Below are 20,293 nucleotides of genomic sequence, written 5' to 3'. Positions count from 1 at the left end.
TTCTTCTTTCGGGAATAGAAAAAGGCAGCCGCAAAAATAGTGGCTGCCTTTTTCTTATTTAAGATTCATTTTATTTTTTTCAATAAATTCTTTCATATACATACGAGTTGGTTTGTTTAGCATATTTGTGATTTGTTCTGTCCAACGATCCGTTCTTTTCCCATCCGAGCGTTTTGTATAATAGCTTGAGATTACTTCATCATATTCCTCGAGCTGGCTTGCGTAGACTGCTTTGTCTTGCTCATATTCATCCTCATGGTAGATATGTTCAAACGGCAGTCTTGGCTTTTGATCCGTACGTTTTTCCGGATAACCGACTGCCAAACCAAACAACGGTATTACATGTTCTGGTGTTTTTAGTAAGGCTTTTACTTCTTCAAGGTTATTTCGTATTCCACCTATGTAACATATTCCCAACCCCATTGATTCAGCAGCTATGGCTGCATTTTGTGCCGCCAGGGCAGCATCAATCAGAGCGACCATAAATTTTTCTGTACTTTCAATTGATTGACTAATATTTTCACCTTTATTCTCTCCGATAAAACGATGCCGGTGAAGGTCAGCACAAAAAATGAAAAAGTGACCATTTTTGAAGACATACTCTTGATTTCCTGCAAGCTCAGCAAGCTTTTTCTTTTTTTCTACATCCTTAATACCAATAATGGAGTACGCTTGAATAAAACTTGAGGTGGAGGCTGCTTGTGCACAGGATACAATCGATTTTATTTGTTCATTCGATAAAGGCTTGTCCTCAAAATGCCTAATCGAGCGGTGATTCAGAATAGTATATATAACATCATTCATATTTTTCTTCCTTTCTCTCTTAACAAAAGAGGCCTAAATAAGGCCCCTTGACAGATTAAATTAGCCTTGGATAGTCTTGTTGCCGTAGTGCCTCATAAATTAGAATAGCGGCTGTATTAGAAAGGTTTAATGAACGAATATTGTCATTCATCGGAATCCTTAGAGCTCTTTCCTTGTTATTTTCAATCACTTCTTTTGGCAGTCCAGTTGTTTCACGCCCAAAGATAAAATAATAATTTTTGCCTACATGGCTAAAGTCGAATTCACTATGCGGCTTTTGACCAAATTTAGTGATGTAGAAAAATTCACCGCCAGCATTCTTTTCATAAAATTCCTCTAGGGAATCATAATATGCAATTTTTACATGTTCCCAATAATCTAACCCTGCCCTTTTTAACATTTTGTCATCAGTCGAAAAACCTAATGGGCGAATTAAATGTAAAGCCGTATCTGTTCCTGCACATGTCCGTGCAATATTCCCTGTATTAGAAGGTATTTGTGGCTGATATAAAACGATATTCACTGTCATGTTGTTCACCTCATATTAGAACCTATAAAAGAATTATACCACTATGATTAAGGCTTTCAACATTGAACGCTTAACCATCTACAATCGTAAAAAACTTATATTTCATATTTGGGGTGTAGGCGGATGAATCTTCATATGCCCAGTATCTCTGCCGGCTATTATAAGTATGTGCATTCACCAACGGCATACCAAATGCATCCTTACCCGTGACAATCGTATTATGATTAAACCTGCCGTCCCCTTCAAAGTCGTAGCAGATCACATCACCTAGCAATAACTGGTCCGGACTACTGACCTGCCTCGTCCGTAAACCGCTTTTCGAATGACCCAAATGTAAACGTAAAGCATGTGCCACCGCCCAGCTATAACTCCAATTTTTATTTCTGTACCACCAGCCTGAACCGCGGTTAGGATGGCCCCTCATCGGTGCACCCCCAGCATCGAGACATTGTGAAATGAAGTTTGTACAGTCATTCTCAAATTTGTGATAGGCTGGATTGTAGGTATTCCACCAGCGCTCAGCATATTGAACGGCTTTTAAGCGATTATATTTGTAGCTTATCCTTATCTCCTCATCCTCAGATTCCTCGAGTGGAAACGGAGGATGACTTACCCCGGATTCATATGGATTCATTTCTTCATCGATGATTAAAATATCCTGATTAAAAATACCCGCTCTTACCTCAACCTCCTCTTCCTGATATAAGTTACCTTTTTGGTTTATTAAATATTTATAATGGACTTGGTAGGTTACCGTTTTAATATCTCCATCATCTATTGTCTGTATGATGTTACCCGAAGCATTTACTTTTACAATCTCTGCTGACCTTTTGGCTAGAGAGGCTATTTTTTTTTCAGCCTTAGGATAAGTACTATTACTGATTCTTTTATTAGATACAAATTGCTCTAAACGCTTCTCAAATAATTCTTGGAGTGATTGACGCATACCTATCTCCCCTTTCTTTTTCATACATATGAAAGTAAAAGGGATTTTAATCAAAAAAAAGAGCAAAACGGTTAGGTTCGCTCTTGGATTAGCTTTTATTTACATCTAATACTTTTTCAATTTCCAGCTGGACGACACGATCGGTTTCCAGCTCTCTTGCTTTTTCTAATGAGGAGATTGCTCGTTGCCCGCCAATTTTCCCAAGCGCCCAGACAGCCGTACCTTTCAAAACCGGACCTGAATCATTTTGGAGAACCTCAATCAAATCTGGTATGGCCGTTTCATCCTTAAAATGAGCGAGGGCAATGATTGCGTTACGTTGAATAGGTTTTCTCCCTCTCCATGATCCCGCAACATATCCAAACTTGTTTTTAAATTCACGGTTACTTAATTTCAAGATAGGTTTTAGCAAAGGTTTGGCAATTTCCGGGTCAGCCTCCATCTCCTCATGAAAGTGAAAGTCGAGTCCTTTATTTTTAGGGCATGACGTTTGACAGGAATCACAGCCATAAACACGATTGCCGATTTTATCTCTAAATTCCTCTGGAATGAGTCCCTTTGTTTGTGTTAAAAAGGCAATACAATGCTGCGCATTGATTTGTCCGCCCTGAACTAATGCGCCAGTTGGACAGGCATCGAGACAAGCCGTACAGGAACCACACTGATCCTCCAACGGTTGATCAGGTTCAAAAGGTATACTTGTAATCATTTCACCCAGGTACACATACGAGCCAAACTCAGGTGTAATAATCGCACAGTTTTTCCCGCTCCAGCCAATGCCAGCTTTTTCCGCGACAGCGCGATCAGAAAGTTCCCCAGTATCAACCATCGATTTTAAGCGGGCATCTGGAACCTTTTCCAAAATAAATTCCTCTAATTTTTTTAAACGGTCCCTTAAAATATGATGATAATCCAAACCCCATGATGCGCGTGAAAAGAAGCCTCTTCTTTCTCCCTTTTTACCTTCGACTCTATTTTTCATTTTTGAAGGGTAGGCAAGGGCAATGGATATAATTGAACGAGGCTCCTCAAGAAGTAACGAAGGTGTTACTCTTTTTTCAATATCTGGCTCCTCAAAGCCTGATTGATACCCAAGCTCCTGTTGTCGGATTAACCTATTCTTCAATTCAGTAAAGGTATCGGCTGCAGTAAACCCAATTTTATCAATCCCGATCTCTTTACTATAAGCAATAAGCTCTTCTCTCAGTTTATTAGCATCCATTATGGTAACCTCCCCTCTTGGTAATTAATTTATGGTAAGGTGCTATATTATTAATTCGATATCTTTTTATGATAAACTATTTTTAGTGAAATTTGGAGGTGGTATCGCTTGGAAATTGAACTTTCAGCGGATGTAATTAAGAGGATTCCTAATTTTAAACTAGGAATTATACTATACAAGGATATTATTGTAGGTGATTCTCCACAAATGGTGAAAGGTAGACTGCAGCTCTTTCAGGAGTCCATCTACTTTGAATTAGAAGATAAAAATGTGACTGATCTTCCTGGAATCGATGAATGGAGAAAAATATTTAAACTGACTGGTAAGGATCCAAACCGCTATCGACCTTCAGCCGAGGCTTTATTTCGAAGGATTAAAAAGCAGAATTACCTTACCCCCATTCAAAGTGCCATTGATATTAATAATTTTTTCTCCTTACAATATCAAGTTCCGATAGGGATTTATGATAGTGATCAATTGAGCGGTTCGCTTAAGGTTCAACTAGGTCAGGAGGGGGAAGAGTATCTCGGCCTTAACGGACGGATTAACTCTTTAGAAAACCTTATAGTATTATCAGATCAGCAAGGAGCCTTTGGAAGTCCTTTCGTAGATTCAACTAGAGCTCCTGTAACAAAGGAAACAAAAAACGCCTTACAGGTCATTTTTTTAAGACCCTCAACAGATATAGAGAACGCGGAAAAGCTTACAGTATCGTTAATGAATATGTTCACTCAAATCCATGGCGGCGAAGCGTCCTGCCAAATACTCAGCTGATGATCGGATTTTTGGACAAAGAAAAACGCAATACATCGTTCTCTAGTAACGATACACTGCGTTAGTTATGTATTGGAGCGGGTGAAGAGAATCGAACTCTCATCATCAGCTTGGAAGGCTGAGGTTTTACCACTAAACTACACCCGCATATTTAATTAGTATAACCAAATTACGTAAAGCAATAATGCGAACTGACCTCTATAATACTACACGCTTTTTATTTTATCGTCAAGGGTTTTAGCGAATTTTGTCGAATTTCTAAAAATGAGTGGCATCAAAGATAAAACAAGCAGAGCAGTGCTGCTCTGCTTGTTTTATAGTATGAACATTTTAATGTTCTAGTTCCCTAATCATAACATCACTGTTAGTTTCACCTGCAAAGTTTTTAAAATCATTCCCAGATGGGTTCTGAAAGACTCGAAGTCCAAATTCCGGTGCTACTGCAAATAGATGGTCAAAAATATCTGATTGGATCGTTTCGTACACTGCCCACCTAATATCATTTGTAAACGCATAGATTTCTAAAGGCAAACCATTTTCGCTCGGAGCCAGCTGTCTGACCATTAAGGTCATTTCCTTACTGATGCCAGGGAGATTTTGGAGGTAATTGCTAATATAAGCCCTAAAAACACCAATATTCGTAAGAGCCCGTCCATTCACTCGATTGTTTTTATTTATTTCATACTTAGCGTTGTACTCTGAAATTTCACTTTCCTTTTGAATGATATAGTCAGAAAGAAAGTGGATATTTTTAAATTTTTCAATCATCGCCTCAGTACAAAAGGTGATACTGCTGGTATCTATAAATAATGATCGCTTGATTCTTCTTCCACCTGAACTTTGCATTCCTCTCCAATTAATAAAAGAGTCGGATATAAGTGCATAGCTTGGTATTGTAGTAATCGTTTTATCAAAATTTTGAACCTTTACTGTATTTAATGAAATATCAATGATATCCCCGTCTGCGCCATATTTCGGCATTTCTATCCAATCTCCAACCCGAACCATATCATTCGCAGTCAACTGAATTCCGGCAACAAGCCCCAGTAATGAATCTTTAAAGACTATTATGAGCACAGCAGATAGAGCACCAATACCACTTAGCAGAAGTAGAGGACTCTTCCCCATCAAGTTTGCAATAACTAAGATGATCCCCAGAGTGATAACAATGATGTTAACGACCTGAATATATCCCTTTATAGGCTTAATCTTCGATATTTCAAAGGTTTGATAAATATCATTAATAGCATTTAATAGGGTATAAATTACCACTAATCCTACAATAATGATATAGGCAATGGCACCTTTCTCGATGATATTTTGATAGCTTGGGAAGGTAGGTGCAAAGTAATAAATAATAATAGCGGGAACAATATGTGATAATCTATGAAAAACCTTCCTTTCCAAAAGCATTTTATCCCACTTGTATTTGTTTTTTGTAATGAAATGAGTAATGATCCTCATCACTATTTTTTTTGTAATAAAATTCACTATTATACAGATGAGCCCTATAAAAAGAATCATGATAATCGCGGAAAGGTACCTGACTAAGGTAGGATCCAATTCCAATTCTAAAAGCCAATTAGTAATAAATTCCATCTATTTTCCTCCATTTATTATGTATGTCTAGCGGTGTTGAAGAAGTAGGTGTTATTTAAAAGGAAACACCAATAACTCAGTATAACAAACATCAGAATTTCCATCATCCCATAGGATTCGTATTGATTGCTAATCGGCCTTACCATTTCTCACTCTTAGTGTGCTTAACATTAGAGTGTCCTTTTCGTTTGTAAGTAATTATAAAATACCAGTTATTCCTTGGGTCCGGTCGATGAAACCCTTCTCCCATCGACCGAACATTCGTTTACTCCAGAGAGTTTACAAAAAAAGTCACACCCACCTTCCAATTTTATGGATGTTACCTGGCACTCTTGTTCGTTGATATAAAAAAACAGGACGAGAGCGAGTTGCTTAGATTGGCATTGAATGATTATCCAAGAAATTAGAAAGTTGAGTAAGGCAGACCAATACCGTCTAAAAGGGAGTTTAGTTAAATAAAGTTTCGGGGGAGTTAATCATGTCATTGAAGGATGATTTTTTATGCAACCATTCATAAATGATCGGAATGATAACGAAAGGTACTTCAATCAAATTGGGCAAGTTAATGATATAAAATAAACCTGTATATTCCCCTAATAAAACATTATTATTTCATTAAAATGCAAAATGTGCGTTTCACGAATAACGGAAGAATATATAGAAAATGCTATTTAAATGGGTGGAATCGCTAACGTTTATTTTATCCATAAACCTATTTCTTCTTTTAATTAATAATTAGGAATCCATTAATATAGAAAATGCATTCATTTATCGTGCTACATTGTATTTAAATAGAACGAAATTGAAAGTTATTTACCATTTGAATTGGTTTTGTTCAAAAAAATGGAGGCATTTATATGTCATATTTAATAAGTTTATTTGAACAACACAGTTACCTGATCTTATTCTTAGGTATCTTTCTTGAACTCTTGGCTCTTCCCATTTCTGGTGAATTCTTAATGAGCTACGCTGGATATTTCGTCTATCAAGGGAAAATGAATTACCTTTTGGCACTCCTAATAGTTTTTGTATCAGGGGGTGTAGGAATTACTGTAACTTACTGGATTGGGAAAGCGGGTGGATATAAACTAATTGAAAAATACGGTAAATATATTCACCTTGGACCTGAAAGATATAAAAAAGTCTCTGCTTGGTTCGAACGGTCTGGCAGTAAATTATTAGTATTTGCTTATTTCATTCCTGGGATTAGACATTTTACGGGCTACATTTCAGGAATATCTAGAATACATTTTCGAAAATTTATCATTCCTGCTTATACAGGTGCATTTCTCTGGGGTGTTTGTTTTATTACTCTGGGAAAAGTGTTGGGACCTGAATGGAAGGTTTTCCATGAAGCAGCCAGTAAATATTTCGTCATTTTCATTATTGTCTTCGTTGTACTGTTAGCAGGATTTCTTGCTTACTGGTTTTATAAAATTCAAATTAAAAACTTTTTTATTCACCTGATAAAACGGTTGATTGAACGATTTAAAACAATAAGAACAACAGAAATATTTCTTATTTTCCTTACTCTAGTTTTAATCGCAATGGTTAGCTTGATGCTTGGACTTGCTCAAGACTATTTATATGGTGAATTTAGTCAGTTCAACGATATTGCTGAATATATGGTGGGTTCCGTCGTATATACGAGCTGGATGAAAGGATTTGTAGTTTTCCAAACTCCAATTGCACTGGGTTCCATTATAGCAATAACAATGATCCGTATTTGGACTATGGGACGGAACATGTTGCTGGAATTTCTTTTACTTGGAGTTTCAATAGTAGGTGCAAAACCTTTTCATGATTTAATCACTAAGACATTCTCTTACCTTCAATCATTCGGGTTCTTTGGGAAATTCCACTCGGCGAATTTTCCTGATATGAATGCGTTTGTTATGTTCATTATTTTCGGGACATGCTTATTTTTACTTGTTCGTCATTCAAAAAAAAGTTATACGCCAATATATACTTCTATATTGGTACTGTTAATATTAGCTGGAATTGCTATTGTAAACATTGCAACGACTAATACCCTTCCAAGTGATATTGTGGGTGGATATGTATACGGGGGTGTCTGGATATCTTTTAACTTCTTGTTGTTTGAAATGTTGAGACTTGTATTGGAAAAGTAGTAAGAGCGGATGAGTGAGAATTGAAAAAAGTGAAACCTTTGACGCTGAAAGCGAAAATCCAATTGAGATGCAAAAAGGTGGATGGCAAGCGATTTTAGACAACATCCTTTTTCACCTTGGGTTCGGTGGATGAAACCCCTTCTCCATCGACCGAACATTCGTTATTCCAAAGTTTACTAAAAAGTCTTTAAAAAAATAAAGAACACCCACAAACGTTGATTTAACAACGTCTGTGGGTGTTCTTTCGTATATAAATCGAAATAAACTTGATCAAAAAGATACTCCGCACTGCAGTATAGGAACTAAGAACAATCCTTTTTTTTCTTCTTTGATGATTTTTTTTTCTTTTCTGGTGGTTTTGGAAAAATTTCTAGCTTGTCCGGACCCATCTCAATAATCAAACAATCTATTAGTTTATTGAGCTTTCTGACTACATTTGGATTGTTGTGATTGTGATTGTGATGATGATGGTGACCTTCAGAGCAGCCGCATGAATTACTGCTCTCTATTTGATCAAATGATTCATCGTCTTCCGCTGACCTGAATTGATTTCCATTACCTGCAAATCCGCTTCCAGCTACGGCGCCTGCATCTGCCATCTCTGAAAAACCTGCTGTACTTGCTGCGTTTTCCAATATCACCCTGCTTTGGCTTGCAACGTTACACTGTAAGCTATTTAAGAATGGATTCATGGCAGGGACGGATGGGAACATGATATTTTGGGGATTATTGTTATGGGCATCGCCTGGGTTCGAAGGATCATTCACCGTAAAACTTTCAACACTATCGTTCAAAAAGCGGCCAAATAAAACGTGTCCAACTTCATGTGCAAGTAAATATGTTTCAAAAGCACCATCACTTAATGCAGCACGGCCAATGATTGTATAGTTGGTGTTGTTGAAAAAATTTTCAAAACTTGGACCTGCATTTCCTACGGAAAGACCGTCACTAAAAAATTCTCCACTTAAATAAACGAGATAGATAGCCGTTGCGTTATTTACCTGGGTTCTGGTTTCACGAATAAGATTATCAATTCGTGAGTCCCCAACACCATCTGTCACTGTACCAGCATCGATGGTGATTTCCGGCCGATAAAACTCACTCAGTAAAACAAAGTTAATTCCACAGCTTACGCCTGGTGAAATACCAGTTCTCCATACCTCATTTGCTCTTCTAATATCTGCCTGAACTCTAGAAGTGCGTAGTTCTGGCGTGTCACTAGAACGTGCACCTCTTGTAAAAATACTCACTATAGAAACTGTTGTCAATTATGATAACACCTCCTTTATAGAAAATTGCCTTACAAATTAGTAGATGCAAAATAATAGAATACGGCTTGTACTTTTAAACTAGGGTATTTAAATCATTTTTCTAAAATAACAAATAAATATTTCGTATGTTCTTAATAATGGGAAACAAATAAAAAAGAGAATAGTAGAATATTTAAATTACTATAATAACAAGCGTATAAAGCAAAAATTGGCAGGTATGAGTCCGGTTCAATACCGAATCCATACCAGCCAATTAGCTGCCTAATATAAAACTCTAACTTTTGGGGGTCACATCATTAACGGGTTCTGTTTTGAAGTACAAAATTCGAATTGGTGGCTAAAATTACAGTAAAATTAGCATTTGAATTAACAAGCTAATAAGCATAATAATTGGCATAAAAAATGCTCAGGTCATATAAACTCTGAGCATTTTTGTATATATTAGCTTATTGAATAAAAGCCCCCGGTAGTTGAACAAAGACTTCTGTCTTTATAACAAGTTTGCTTTTAATTTAAGTGGTTATTATAGGCCACATCCAAGTGCTATAACGGATACTGCAGCAAAAGAGCTATTTGCGAATCCCGTTATATTTATTAATGCAGTATCTGTCGTAACGTCTCCACCATCTACATAAACTGCTTGAAATTGTCTAAGTACTGTTTCACCTTCCACCATTCCCATACCAATAACTGTTATCGTGCATACACCATCCATTGCTTCACAAAGAACAGATTGAATCTCGTTTGAATTAAACTCGAAAGATCTATCTCCCCCAACGCCGTCAGTATCCATAAATACTACTCCAACAGTGCTAAGGTCTAGCCTGTCAGCACAAACATTAGCAGAATGAGTAGTACCCCCGTTTGCTCCTTCAGGTGGATCAATAAAGACGAATGATGTAGCAGGATCTGTCCCTGATACCATTGCACCACAAGTACATCTAATACCCATTACTTCACCTCCCCCGTATAGATTAATACTATTCTATGTTTATAGGATGCAACTGTTTGGACAAACATCCATTCAGATAATGTACATTTTTAGCTACAATCTTTTCTATCTATAAGACAAAAAGGAGAAAGCGTAGAAGGGCAAATTTCTCTTACTGTGTCATTCCCTATCTTCAACTAACCTGACCGTTAAAGAACATCTGAAAGTCAGTAAAACTTTGGCAACCGTTTTAACATATGTATTAGCAGAGTGACACAAACTTCTGTCACCTTACTAAAAGTGATGCGATTTAGGGTGCTACTTTACTCGTAATTCAACTGATTATCCCGTTTTATCAACAAAAAGAAGAAGTCTAATTCATATACAAAGCGAAAAAAGTGCCAGGCACCTTCCATTTTTATGGATGGTGCCTGGCACTCTTGTTCTCTATTTAATCTTTTATAGTTTAACAAGCGTTCTTCCACGTACTTTTCCTTGCAAAATAGCACCTAATACTTCTGGCAGCTCGTTTAATGAGATTTCATTTACCATATCTTCATGTAACGTGGTTGGTTTCAAATCATCACCTAGTCGATTCCAAATTTCTAAACGCTTCTTCATTGGATATTCAACCGAGTCAATGCCAAGCCAATTAACACCTCTTGAAATATGAGGAAAAACGGTTGTGGAAACTTCCATCCCTCCTGTAAAACCACATGTCGCTACAGATCCACCATATTTCAATGTACTAAGAATGTATTGCAGCGTTTTCCCGCCTACAGGGTCGACAGCTCCAGCCCATTTTTCTTCACGCATTGGCGCCTCGCCGTTATCTACAATTTCATCACGATCAATGATTTCTTTAGCGCCTAATCCCTTCAAATATTCTTCTTGATTGGATTTGCCTGTACTAGCTACAACATCATAGCCTCTTTTAGCTAAGATATTCACAGCGATACTGCCCACTCCTCCGGTAGCACCAGCTACCAAAACAGGTCCATGACTAGGCTCTAATCCATTATCTTCAAGTCTTTGAACGGCTAATGCTGCGGTAAACCCTGCTGTTCCAAGGATCATCGCTTCCTTTAAGGATAATCCTTTTGGAAGTGGAACAACCCACTCTGCAGGTACACGTGAGACTTCACTAAATCCGCCAAAATGCCCTGTTCCTAATTTGTAGCTAGTAACAATGACTTCATCACCTGTTGTAAATCGTTCATCTTTTGAATCAATTACCGTTCCAACTAAATCGATTCCCGGTACGATAGGATAGGAGGTAACAAATCGATTTAGGATAGCTACGGCTCCGTCTTTAAAGTTCACACTGGAATATGCCACTCTAATGGTTACTTCCCCTTCTGGAAGATCATCCATACTTAATTGTTTTATTTCTAACTTCGTTTCATCATTCACTTTATCCAATACCATTGCTTGAAAATTATTCATTTCTTCATCCTATCCTTTCTATTCACTTCTTTTTAGACCTAATCCCCGTTTATTTGTATATACAAATGATTACTGAAAAAAAGAGTTACATTTTCCCTTTTTTTAAAAAATTCACTTTTAAAAGTATTTTTCAACGATGCAGGTGGAGATGTCCGCCCTCTATATTGCTTCATTTGTATTGCCTATGCGAACTGCGGGTATAGAGCCGAGACTCCGCCAGCCAGACCTTTCTGAACCTTTCCGCTTAACTCGTCGACAAGAATTTCATAGCTGCCAGCCTGGATTCCGTCGATAGCAATCTTGGCGACGTCAGCAGCATTCAACTTAGGTGCGGAGATACCAGCAGTCAAGTCCGTGTCTATGTACCCGACATGAAGTCCGGCAACAAGTATCTTCTGGTCAGCCAGTTCTAAACGAATGGCGTTGGTGAGAGCCCACTCGGCCGACTTCGCGGCAGAATATGCTCCTAAATTCACAGTACTGAACCAGGACAACACCGAAAGAATGTTAAGAATAGTACCGCCCCCGTTCGAGGCGATTTTCGGCGCAAAGGCGCGAACCATTGAAAGAGTTCCGAAAAAGTTCGTATTAAATTCGGTGTAGATGTCCTCCAAATTACCATTGATAAGGGTGGCGCCTGTCGACACTCCCGCATTGTTTATCAGCAGAGTCACGTCGCCCGCGACCTCTGCCGCCGCTGCCACAGAGTTAGGATCGGTGATATCGATTTGCAATGGTTTTGCCCCCGGCAGTTGGATGCTATCCGGGTTGCGCGCCCCCGCATAAACAATAGCGCCGCGAGAAATGAGTTCAAGAGCGAGTTGTCGACCGAGTCCTCGGTTTGCGCCAGTGACGAGCGCAGTTTGTTTTGAAAGATCCATAATCATCATTCTCCTTTCAGATGTTTGAACCTACAACTAAACGATGAGGCAAACTATGTCTGCTCATCAAACTAGTTGAAGTCAACGATTGAATCCCCTCATTTACTATATTTAGAACGGTCGTTCTCAAAATATCAAAAAAAGAAAGCTTAATCCAAGACAGACAATGTCATGTCGATAATGCTTTCCAGTTTTTGTTTGTCATCGGTGGTTTTCGCCAATACCCGTAATCCCACTAACGAATTATGGATAAACTGGGAGAGTCTTTCCGCATCATGATGATCGGATATTTCCCCCGATTTTTGACCACGCTTCAATAGCTTGTACAGCAGACGTTCTGTCTTGGAAAAACTCTCGACAACCTTTTCTGCTGCTTCTTCGTCATGCAAGGACAATTCAACTGCTGTATTCACTGTCAAGCATCCAATTGGTTGTTGTTCATTTTGATGGATCGCCATCTCAAATAAACTCCTGATAGCCTGCTTGACCGAAACCAGCGGCTTTATTTGCGTTTCTATTCTGGTTTCTATTATCTCGCCATAGCGTTCCAATGCTTTCATGAACAACGCATGCTTGTCTCCAAACGTATCGTACAGGCTTCTGCGATGGATGCCCATATGCGTCACCAAATCTTGCATGGAGGTTTTTTCATAGCCTTGTTTCCAAAAAAGTTCCATAGCTTTTCGTAATACTTCATTTTCATCATATTCTTTGTTTCTAGCCATACTATCCCTACCCTCGAACGCATTACAGCATATTTAAGAATGAATATTCTCGTTATTTTAAAAAAATGTGGCTTATTCCCCTCCACACAGCTATGATAACATTTCGAGAACGAACAGTAAAGAATTAAATCAAGTAATTAATACCCCCTTTACCCGGTTTTCCAGAATCACCAGGACAGTGCTTTTTTCTTAATTTATAGCTCAATACCACCATATCGTTAGAATAGTTAGAATATTCTTTACTGAACGTTCTAAAAATGATACAATTTTTTTAATTAAGTTAGCGATAGGAGGATTATTTGAAATGACCGTTTTCTCTAATCATGGAAAACCCCTGGATGTTTAATTATACATTCAACAGTAGAATGAACCTTGCATAACCAAAGAGAAACTTCAAAACATCATCGATTCCACTTTAGCGGTATTGGATTAATATTTTTAGAATGAACGTTCTAAAATGTTATTGGTTTTGTCAAAGCTAATTAATTTTAATATGGAGGGTGAAAGAATGAATCATTTAGAGAACTTAAAGAAAATGGCCGCAGGTGAATTACCGGGACCTCCTATTGCACAGGTATTAGGTTTTCACGTAACAGATGTGGAAGAAGGCATGGTTGTCATCGAAATGGATGCTGCGGAAAGATTACATAATCCGATGGGTACGCTACACGGGGGCATATTATGTGACATTGCAGATGCCGCTATGGGTTATGCATTTGCTAGTACATTAGCAGAGGATGAGCTTTTTACGACGGTTGAAATAAAGTTGAATTTTCTAAAACCAGTTTTTAAGTCAAATCTTCGAGCGGAGGGAAGATTAATTAAAAAAGGCTCTACAGTCGGATTACTGGAATGTCATGTATATGATGAAAAACAAAGTCTCGTGGCCCATTCTACAAGTACATGTATGGTTTTGAAGGGAAACTCGGCTGGAAAAAGAGTGAAAATAGACTAATCTTACTTGCCACTTGTGAAAGAAAGTCCATTTTGTGAATATCTAAAAGGCAAGGAGGGATCAAATGTCTTCTATTTTAACAGCTTCTTCCAAAACGGAAAGCGCGGTGCACTTACAAGAGAATAAACTCATTTTAGTATGGAGTGTTACCATTTTGCTCGTGGTAATGAATACAACCATGTTTAATGTTGCATTACCATTTATACTTAAAGACTTAGCATTAAATTCATCCACCGCCTCATGGCTGGTATCAGGTTATTCCATCATGTTTGCACTTTCAACGATTACTTTTGGCAGACTATCTGATTTTGTTCCCCTCACAAGACTTCTACTCTATGGAATTTGCCTATTAGGAATCTCATCAATCATCGGTTTCTTTTCAACTAATTTTTTTCTCTTATTAGGAGTTCGAATTCTTCAAGCAGCTGGAGCAGGAGCCGTTATGGGATTAAGCATGATTATGGCTGGGCGCTATATCCCCCTATCAAGGCGCGGAAAAGCAATGGCCATGATTACTTCAGCCGCCTCTTTAGCATTTGGGTTAGGTCCCGTATTAGGGGGAGTAATTACTCAATATTTAGGATGGAATTATCTTTTCATTGTCACGATTTTTTCTGTTCTGTCTATTCCTTTCTTCCTGAAATTATTGCCGAATGAGGTGATCAAAAAAGGGCATTTCGATTTATACGGCGCTATCCTTACGGGACTTAGTGTGACAGGTCTGTTACTTTTTCTATCCACCTTTTCGTATGGGATTTTATTAGGAACAGTCGTTCTTTTTGCAATGTGGTGGAAATATCTTAATAAGACGGAAGAACCGTTTATTCCGCCAATCCTCCTGAGAAATAAGCAATACACAAAGCTCCTTTTTGTTAATGGTACAGCTTTTTTCATAAACTTTTCAAATCTGTTTTTAATGCCGATTATTCTTACAAGCGTATTCGGAAAAGGACCAGCAGAGTTAGGAATGATTATTTTTCCAGGAGCCATTATCGCCGTAGTTGCCGGTCTATTTATAGGAAGATACATTGACCGTTTTGGGAATGGACCGATAATTATTTTTGGGCAATTATTGCTATTAGGTGCCTCCATCCAATTTGCATGGCTTTCTACCGTCAATCCTTATTTCATCCTTTTTACCTATATGTTCGCAAGCGTTGGCTTTACCGCACTTGCATCAAGTATTTCGAACGAGATAACAAGGATCCTGCCAATCACTCAAATCGGTTCAGGGATAGGGATCGCCCAATTAATGCAATTTTTCGCTGCGGGGCTCGGAGTGACCATTTCCGGATTATTATTAACCATTCAAGAAAATTTATCTTCCGAAATTGTTTATAGAACAATTTATATTTGCTTCTCCTTTGTTATCATTATGGCTGTTATAATATACGGTTTATATTATCGAAGAGCTAAGTTACAGCAGTTTAGTTAAATTCAGCGAAAAAGTGCACAGGCACTTTCCAGTTTTATGGAAAGTGCCTAAAATTCCTTTCATAGTTTATATATTGTTTAAAGGGGAAAAAGGTCAGGTGGTTTTTGGGGAAATGTGAAGGTTTTGTGGCAAATTGATTATGGGTACGATTACTCCTCCCCTTTAAACTATAAAAAAATTGTATGCTAATTTATTTCCACAAATAAAAAACTCTAAATACCCAATTGTATTTTTCCATAGGGAAATGACAAAAAATATTGAAACAAAGGTATGATTTCTGTAATGATGGATCCATCCATTTTTTGTGAAATGTTTAACGGAAATTAGTATAATAGTAGTATGATAAGGAAAAAAGGATTCTTCGGAACTTGCAACTCATAACAATTCAAGAAATGAGGGGATAACATGGGAGCATCTTTTTCATTCGGGGCTGTCGCATGGAAGCGCATCGTGTTTTTTTTATTCCTACTTCTACTCCCAAATTACCTCGTCATGCAGGTACAGCTTGTTGGTCCTGTTGATGACTTGGTGGGGCTTGGTACAGCTATTGATCTTGTAATCATCTTGCCGTTAGCACTTTATTTTTTTTGTTTTAAGAAGCGCGTTTCCTGGCTGGTGCTGTGTGCTTTTGTATTCTGGGGATTACTTCTTTCGAATTGGATGATTCCGAATGAAGCAGATGCATTCCTGACCTATTTCAACCATTCTGTTATTCTATTAGAAGCAGGAATTATTTTATTCGAAGTCATCCTGTTTGTTGCAATCGTAAAGAGATTTCCATTGCTGATAAAAAACTATAAAAATGAGAAGAGTGTACATTATCACTTTTTGTTATGTTTTTCCGAGGCTGTTCAAAGAACGTTTTCATTCAAGAATGAAAGGTTGAATAAATTCCAGTTCATTCTCCGAGTTTTGGCAACTGACCTAGCAGCCATCTACTACAGTCTTTTCAGTTGGAGAAAAAAAGCTCCCTTTCTTGAACATAGAAAAGGCCAGACTTTTACTTTTCATAAGAGTGGGAGTTACTTAGGCGTATTCTTTATGCTCGTCCATGCGATGGTTATTGAAATTGTCGCAGTGCATATTCTGGTTGCTCAATTTAGTCACATTGCTGCCTGGATTGTTACAGCGCTTGATGTTTATTGCCTTTTATTCATCATTTCTGACTACCAAGCCATCCGCTTATCCCCGGTGGTTCTTGATTCAAAAGGGATTCATTTTCAAAAAGGGATTCGACTATATGGATTCGTTCCATGGGAACAAGTAAAGGAAATTGAGGAAAATACGTTATCTCCAAAAGAAGTGGAAAAAGAACGCAACAGTATTGAGCTTGCTTTGCATGGACTTGAAAGAGAGAATATGCCTTTTGTCATTAGATTAAACGAACAAGTAGAGATCAACCGAATTTTTGGTTTTAAGAAATCGATTACTTCCATCTATGTAAAAATGGATGAAGCCCATACGTTCAATGACACGGTCCGTTCATACTTAAAGAAATATTGAATATGATAAAAAGCCCTCTGTTAGATTAAATAATCTCTCAGAGGGCTTTTGAGTTATGTGTTTTAAACTTTCTTTATACAAAAGATGTCAAAGCTAAAGACGGTACTCACTGAATATGGTGCCTTGCCCCCATAGTGCAAAGCGTTATCGCATCGGGGGCACCATTATTCCAGTTGAAAGGAGAAAAAGGTCAGGTGGTTTTTGCGGAAATGTGAAGGTTTTGTGGCAAAATGAATTAGTAGTACCTATCACTCCACTGTTAAGCAGTATGATGTATTTATTTTCACAAAATAAAAAAACACCTACAAACGGTTATTAGGAAACGTTTGTGGGTGTTTTATAGTTTAGAAATTTGAGCAAGAGCATGTACACCTGAATCCGTTCTTCCAGATTCAATAATTTCAATCGTTTCTCCTGCCAACTCTGTTAATACATTTTCAATTTTTCCTTGAATAGTATTGTCACTATTACCAAGTCGTTTCCAACTATGTAACGGCCACCATCATACAGTTAAATTCTATTAAGAAATACGTATCTCTCAGTTTATTTATTATTTTATATTCGCTTCATAATGCTCTTCATTAAGTTTCACTACTTCAAGTTCTTTCATATTCTCATTCAATTTCAATGCTAGGCTTTCAATTCCAAAGAATTCTGTGAAAGTATGACTCCCAATGATAAGATTTATCTCTTTAAACTTTGCATATTGAATCGTATACAAATTACATTCACCTGTAATGTATACATCACACTTATTTTCAACTGCTTCCTTAAGGCAAGCTGTTGGCCCTCCATTACCACAGACTAAGCCCACTCGTTTCACCTTTTTGTTATTAAACTGCCAGTATCTAACTGGTTCTTCAAGTAGATTTTCAATATTTTTTACTAATTCATTAAATTCAATTTCCTCATCATATTCTGCGATTCTACCAAAATATAACCCTTCCCATTCGTGGGTTTTTTTAACAGTTTCTAAATTCAATTTTTTTAATAAACTATCATTTGTTCCAAAGTTACAGTCATCAAGTGGCAAATGGTTATAATAGTGACTTATACCAAACTCTGCTAGTTTTTCTATGCATGCCACTCTTAATCCATATATTTCATCCCATGCATCGTGGTGTGTCACCATCATATCAACTCCATGAATTCTTGCTTCCTCTATAGTTTCAAGCGTTAGGTTAACACAGTATCCTATTTTTTTAACTTTTTTATCTGCATGGTATGTAATCCCAGATTCACTAGAATAAATTTCCTTATTTGTTACATTAAAAAGATCATTAATACCTTCAACAATATGTGAAACATCCATATACTTACCTCCTCAATTTCATCATGTTTTGCCTTCAATTCTCATCATTACCTTGGTTGTAATCTGAAATTCCTCTAAACTCTTAGCCCTTAACCATTTTATCACACCCATATATTTCCTACACAAAACAATGAAATTTATTCTTTCTCAAAGCTATCAAAGACAATAAATCTTTACGCAAAACGTCTTTGTTATACGTAAAAGTTAGACCCCATAAAGCAAAATTCCCCCAAATTTTTTAGTCCGAGGGAACATAAATCACAATTCAATATTTTACTAAAACCCATAATCTGGTGCCTGACCCCCATTGTGGCAAAGCGTTACCGCATACAAAAGTGGTGCCTGCCCCCCGGCGCTGAAACGCTTTAATTCACCGGGGGTCAGGCACTAGAATTTCGATAGTAAACATGTATAATTCTTTAATACAAATAGGAGTGTCTATCATTATCTCAAATGATAAGCTCTCCTATTAATACATTCTACAAATCTCGACATAATCCAGGTGGTAACAGCACTTAAAACTCATTTTATTATTCAATACAGTCACCTAATTTTTAAAAATGGGCGTATTAAGAAAATAAATTAATCTGCAGCAACACAATAAGAAGCTGACCAAAATTTTGATCAGCTTCTTATCATTTATCTTACTTATTAAAAAGTTTTAGAAAAATAGGTTTGAAGGCTATTCTGCATCTATATGAAATCACTACCTATCCCACCGAGCCTTAAAATCAGGTAACTTTGGAAATGGGTTATGTGGCTCGAGCTGATACCAGTAAGCAACGGAAGCAATGTCTTCACTAATTGGTTTATATTTTTTATACTCAGGAAAGTTTGGATACCACCCAAGAGTCTGCACAGTAACTTTTAAATCCGTTTCAAACCCAATCGAATCGAGCAAATGCCATCTATATAAACTGTATTTTCTTGGTCCAGCGGGATTATTCGTCTTCGCTAGTGGCATTCCTACGTATGGATAGCTAAAAGCTTGTTCATTATTTTGAAATGTTTCCTTATTCGAATTAATATCAGAAAATCCCCATGCTCCACCAAAATAATCTTCGGTTCCTGTATCTGCCATCGTTGGGTACTCTTTATCTCCATCTAAATAAAACTTCACTTCCCCCTCTCCCCACCAATTACTGGACAATGCGTTCCAAGCTAAATATGTACCAACATAGCTACCTTTACCTATGATATCACTCACAATTGTATGGTTAGGATCATCAAGACTCGTTATGCTTCTTCTGTATTGTGCATGGAAGTAACCCGTGTTTTCCGGAACTTCTTTTAGCTTATACTGAATTTTGTAAGCCACTATAAAGGCATCAATTGGACCTTCATTTGTTAATGTTATATAAGCTTTTTTGCGAAATGGCATCTGCCAATAACAGGTACAACCTTTCTTAGGAGCGACAACCACAGGTATAGAATTCACCAAATGTGCTGCAAAATCATGACCCATTGCAAAGAATGCTCCTAATGGAACTTCAACAGAAGGGACTTCTTCATTATCCCAATAAATTCTTAATACAAGTTCGCTATAATTTTCTAGACTACTAGTTATAAAAAAATAATTGATAATACCCATTCCTTCAATATCTGCCAATACTGCTGTTTCACCCGATCGAATATTTATAAACGGTCTTACTTTATAGCCTTTACCCAAATCCTCAGCAGGACCACTATGTTCGAGAAAAGGATCCCCAGGATTGGGCTCCCATAAGCAGGCTTTTCCTTTTTCACCCTTAGGATTTTCTGGTGAAATTTGCCGAGTAACACCACCGAGTTCAAATGGTAATTGATTTAATAAACTCATATTTTCACC

The 20,293-nt window shown here is 37.4% G+C and carries 17 protein-coding genes, 1 tRNA gene and 2 pseudogenes; 6 read left to right on the top strand and 14 right to left on the bottom strand.

What is annotated here, in order from left to right; all coding sequences use genetic code 11:
* Positions 1-54 precede the first annotated feature (54 nt).
* The 4 genes from nfsA to queG all read right to left on the bottom strand — a co-directional run bounded on the left by nfsA (position 55) and on the right by queG (position 3,501).
* Positions 55-804: an oxygen-insensitive NADPH nitroreductase gene (gene nfsA / locus NSS81_RS18080; protein WP_342430036.1), complete on the bottom strand. Its 750-nt coding sequence runs from the start codon at positions 802-804 to the stop codon at positions 55-57.
* A 55-nt stretch (positions 805-859) separates the two neighbouring features.
* Positions 860-1,333, bottom strand: coding sequence for a tRNA (uridine(34)/cytosine(34)/5-carboxymethylaminomethyluridine(34)-2'-O)-methyltransferase TrmL (gene trmL, locus NSS81_RS18075; RefSeq protein ID WP_342430035.1), 474 nt, complete (start codon positions 1,331-1,333; stop codon positions 860-862).
* A 70-nt stretch (positions 1,334-1,403) separates the two neighbouring features.
* Positions 1,404-2,279, bottom strand: a complete 876-nt coding sequence (locus NSS81_RS18070; RefSeq protein ID WP_342430034.1) for an amidase domain-containing protein — start codon at positions 2,277-2,279, stop codon at positions 1,404-1,406.
* An 88-nt stretch (positions 2,280-2,367) separates the two neighbouring features.
* Positions 2,368-3,501 carry a tRNA epoxyqueuosine(34) reductase QueG gene (gene queG, locus NSS81_RS18065; RefSeq protein WP_342430033.1) on the bottom strand — a complete coding sequence of 378 codons (1,134 nt, stop codon included), beginning with the start codon at positions 3,499-3,501 and terminating at the stop codon, positions 2,368-2,370.
* A 108-nt stretch (positions 3,502-3,609) separates the two neighbouring features.
* On the opposite strand from queG, the gene NSS81_RS18060 reads away from it, so the two are divergent.
* Positions 3,610-4,275, top strand: coding sequence for a phenylalanine--tRNA ligase beta subunit-related protein (locus tag NSS81_RS18060; protein ID WP_342430032.1), 666 nt, complete (start codon positions 3,610-3,612; stop codon positions 4,273-4,275).
* Positions 4,276-4,348: 73 nt separating this feature from the next.
* On the opposite strand, the gene NSS81_RS18055 is transcribed toward NSS81_RS18060, so the two are convergent.
* Positions 4,349-4,422: transfer RNA gene (locus NSS81_RS18055), tRNA-Gly, on the bottom strand.
* A 183-nt stretch (positions 4,423-4,605) separates the two neighbouring features.
* Complete coding sequence (locus NSS81_RS18050; RefSeq protein WP_342430031.1) at positions 4,606-5,874, bottom strand: mechanosensitive ion channel family protein; 1,269 nt, start codon at positions 5,872-5,874, stop codon at positions 4,606-4,608.
* Positions 5,875-6,731: 857 nt separating this feature from the next.
* Here NSS81_RS18050 and NSS81_RS18045 point away from each other — a divergent pair.
* Positions 6,732-8,006, top strand: coding sequence for a VTT domain-containing protein (locus NSS81_RS18045; RefSeq protein WP_342430030.1), 1,275 nt, complete (start codon positions 6,732-6,734; stop codon positions 8,004-8,006).
* Between the two features lie 302 nt (positions 8,007-8,308).
* Here the strand turns inward: NSS81_RS18045 and NSS81_RS18040 are convergent, their stop codons facing one another.
* On the bottom strand, positions 8,309-9,256 hold the full coding sequence (locus tag NSS81_RS18040) for a hypothetical protein (protein ID WP_342430029.1): 948 nt from the start codon (positions 9,254-9,256) through the stop codon (positions 8,309-8,311).
* A 163-nt stretch (positions 9,257-9,419) separates the two neighbouring features.
* On the opposite strand from NSS81_RS18040, the pseudogene NSS81_RS18035 reads away from it, so the two are divergent.
* Positions 9,420-9,542: pseudogene (locus NSS81_RS18035) on the top strand (IS3 family transposase); the annotation flags it as partial.
* Between the two features lie 258 nt (positions 9,543-9,800).
* Here the strand turns inward: NSS81_RS18035 and NSS81_RS18030 are convergent.
* The 4 genes from NSS81_RS18030 to NSS81_RS18015 form a co-directional block, all read right to left on the bottom strand.
* On the bottom strand, positions 9,801-10,229 hold the full coding sequence (locus NSS81_RS18030) for a hypothetical protein (protein WP_342430028.1): 429 nt from the start codon (positions 10,227-10,229) through the stop codon (positions 9,801-9,803).
* A 438-nt stretch (positions 10,230-10,667) separates the two neighbouring features.
* Positions 10,668-11,654: an acryloyl-CoA reductase gene (locus NSS81_RS18025; protein WP_342430027.1), complete on the bottom strand. Its 987-nt coding sequence runs from the start codon at positions 11,652-11,654 to the stop codon at positions 10,668-10,670.
* A gap of 182 nt (positions 11,655-11,836) precedes the next feature.
* On the bottom strand, positions 11,837-12,535 hold the full coding sequence (locus NSS81_RS18020) for an SDR family oxidoreductase (RefSeq protein ID WP_342430026.1): 699 nt from the start codon (positions 12,533-12,535) through the stop codon (positions 11,837-11,839).
* A 149-nt stretch (positions 12,536-12,684) separates the two neighbouring features.
* Complete coding sequence (locus NSS81_RS18015) at positions 12,685-13,260, bottom strand: TetR/AcrR family transcriptional regulator (protein WP_342430025.1); 576 nt, start codon at positions 13,258-13,260, stop codon at positions 12,685-12,687.
* 508 nt (positions 13,261-13,768) lie between these two features.
* Here NSS81_RS18015 and NSS81_RS18010 point away from each other — a divergent pair.
* From NSS81_RS18010 to NSS81_RS18000, 3 genes are all read left to right on the top strand, one after another.
* Positions 13,769-14,215, top strand: a complete 447-nt coding sequence (locus NSS81_RS18010) for a PaaI family thioesterase (RefSeq protein WP_342430024.1) — start codon at positions 13,769-13,771, stop codon at positions 14,213-14,215.
* Positions 14,216-14,279: 64 nt separating this feature from the next.
* Complete coding sequence (locus NSS81_RS18005; RefSeq protein ID WP_342430023.1) at positions 14,280-15,650, top strand: MFS transporter; 1,371 nt, start codon at positions 14,280-14,282, stop codon at positions 15,648-15,650.
* Positions 15,651-16,055: 405 nt separating this feature from the next.
* Positions 16,056-17,153, top strand: coding sequence for a hypothetical protein (locus NSS81_RS18000; RefSeq protein WP_342430022.1), 1,098 nt, complete (start codon positions 16,056-16,058; stop codon positions 17,151-17,153).
* 346 nt (positions 17,154-17,499) lie between these two features.
* On the opposite strand, the pseudogene NSS81_RS17995 reads toward NSS81_RS18000, so the two are convergent.
* The 3 genes and pseudogenes from NSS81_RS17995 to NSS81_RS17985 form a co-directional block, all read right to left on the bottom strand.
* Positions 17,500-17,663 (bottom strand): annotated as a pseudogene (locus NSS81_RS17995) (tRNA pseudouridine(38-40) synthase TruA); the annotation flags it as partial.
* A 40-nt stretch (positions 17,664-17,703) separates the two neighbouring features.
* Positions 17,704-18,465, bottom strand: coding sequence for a Nif3-like dinuclear metal center hexameric protein (locus tag NSS81_RS17990; protein ID WP_342430021.1), 762 nt, complete (start codon positions 18,463-18,465; stop codon positions 17,704-17,706).
* 706 nt (positions 18,466-19,171) lie between these two features.
* On the bottom strand, positions 19,172-20,284 hold the full coding sequence (locus NSS81_RS17985; RefSeq protein WP_342430020.1) for a glycoside hydrolase family 172 protein: 1,113 nt from the start codon (positions 20,282-20,284) through the stop codon (positions 19,172-19,174).
* Positions 20,285-20,293: the final 9 nt, after the last annotated feature.

This window comes from Neobacillus sp. FSL H8-0543 (assembly GCF_038592905.1).
GTDB lineage: Bacteria > Bacillota > Bacilli > Bacillales > Cytobacillaceae > Neobacillus.
Note: the sequence above shows the minus strand (reverse complement) of the source record. Positions and strands in the feature narration are given on the sequence as shown.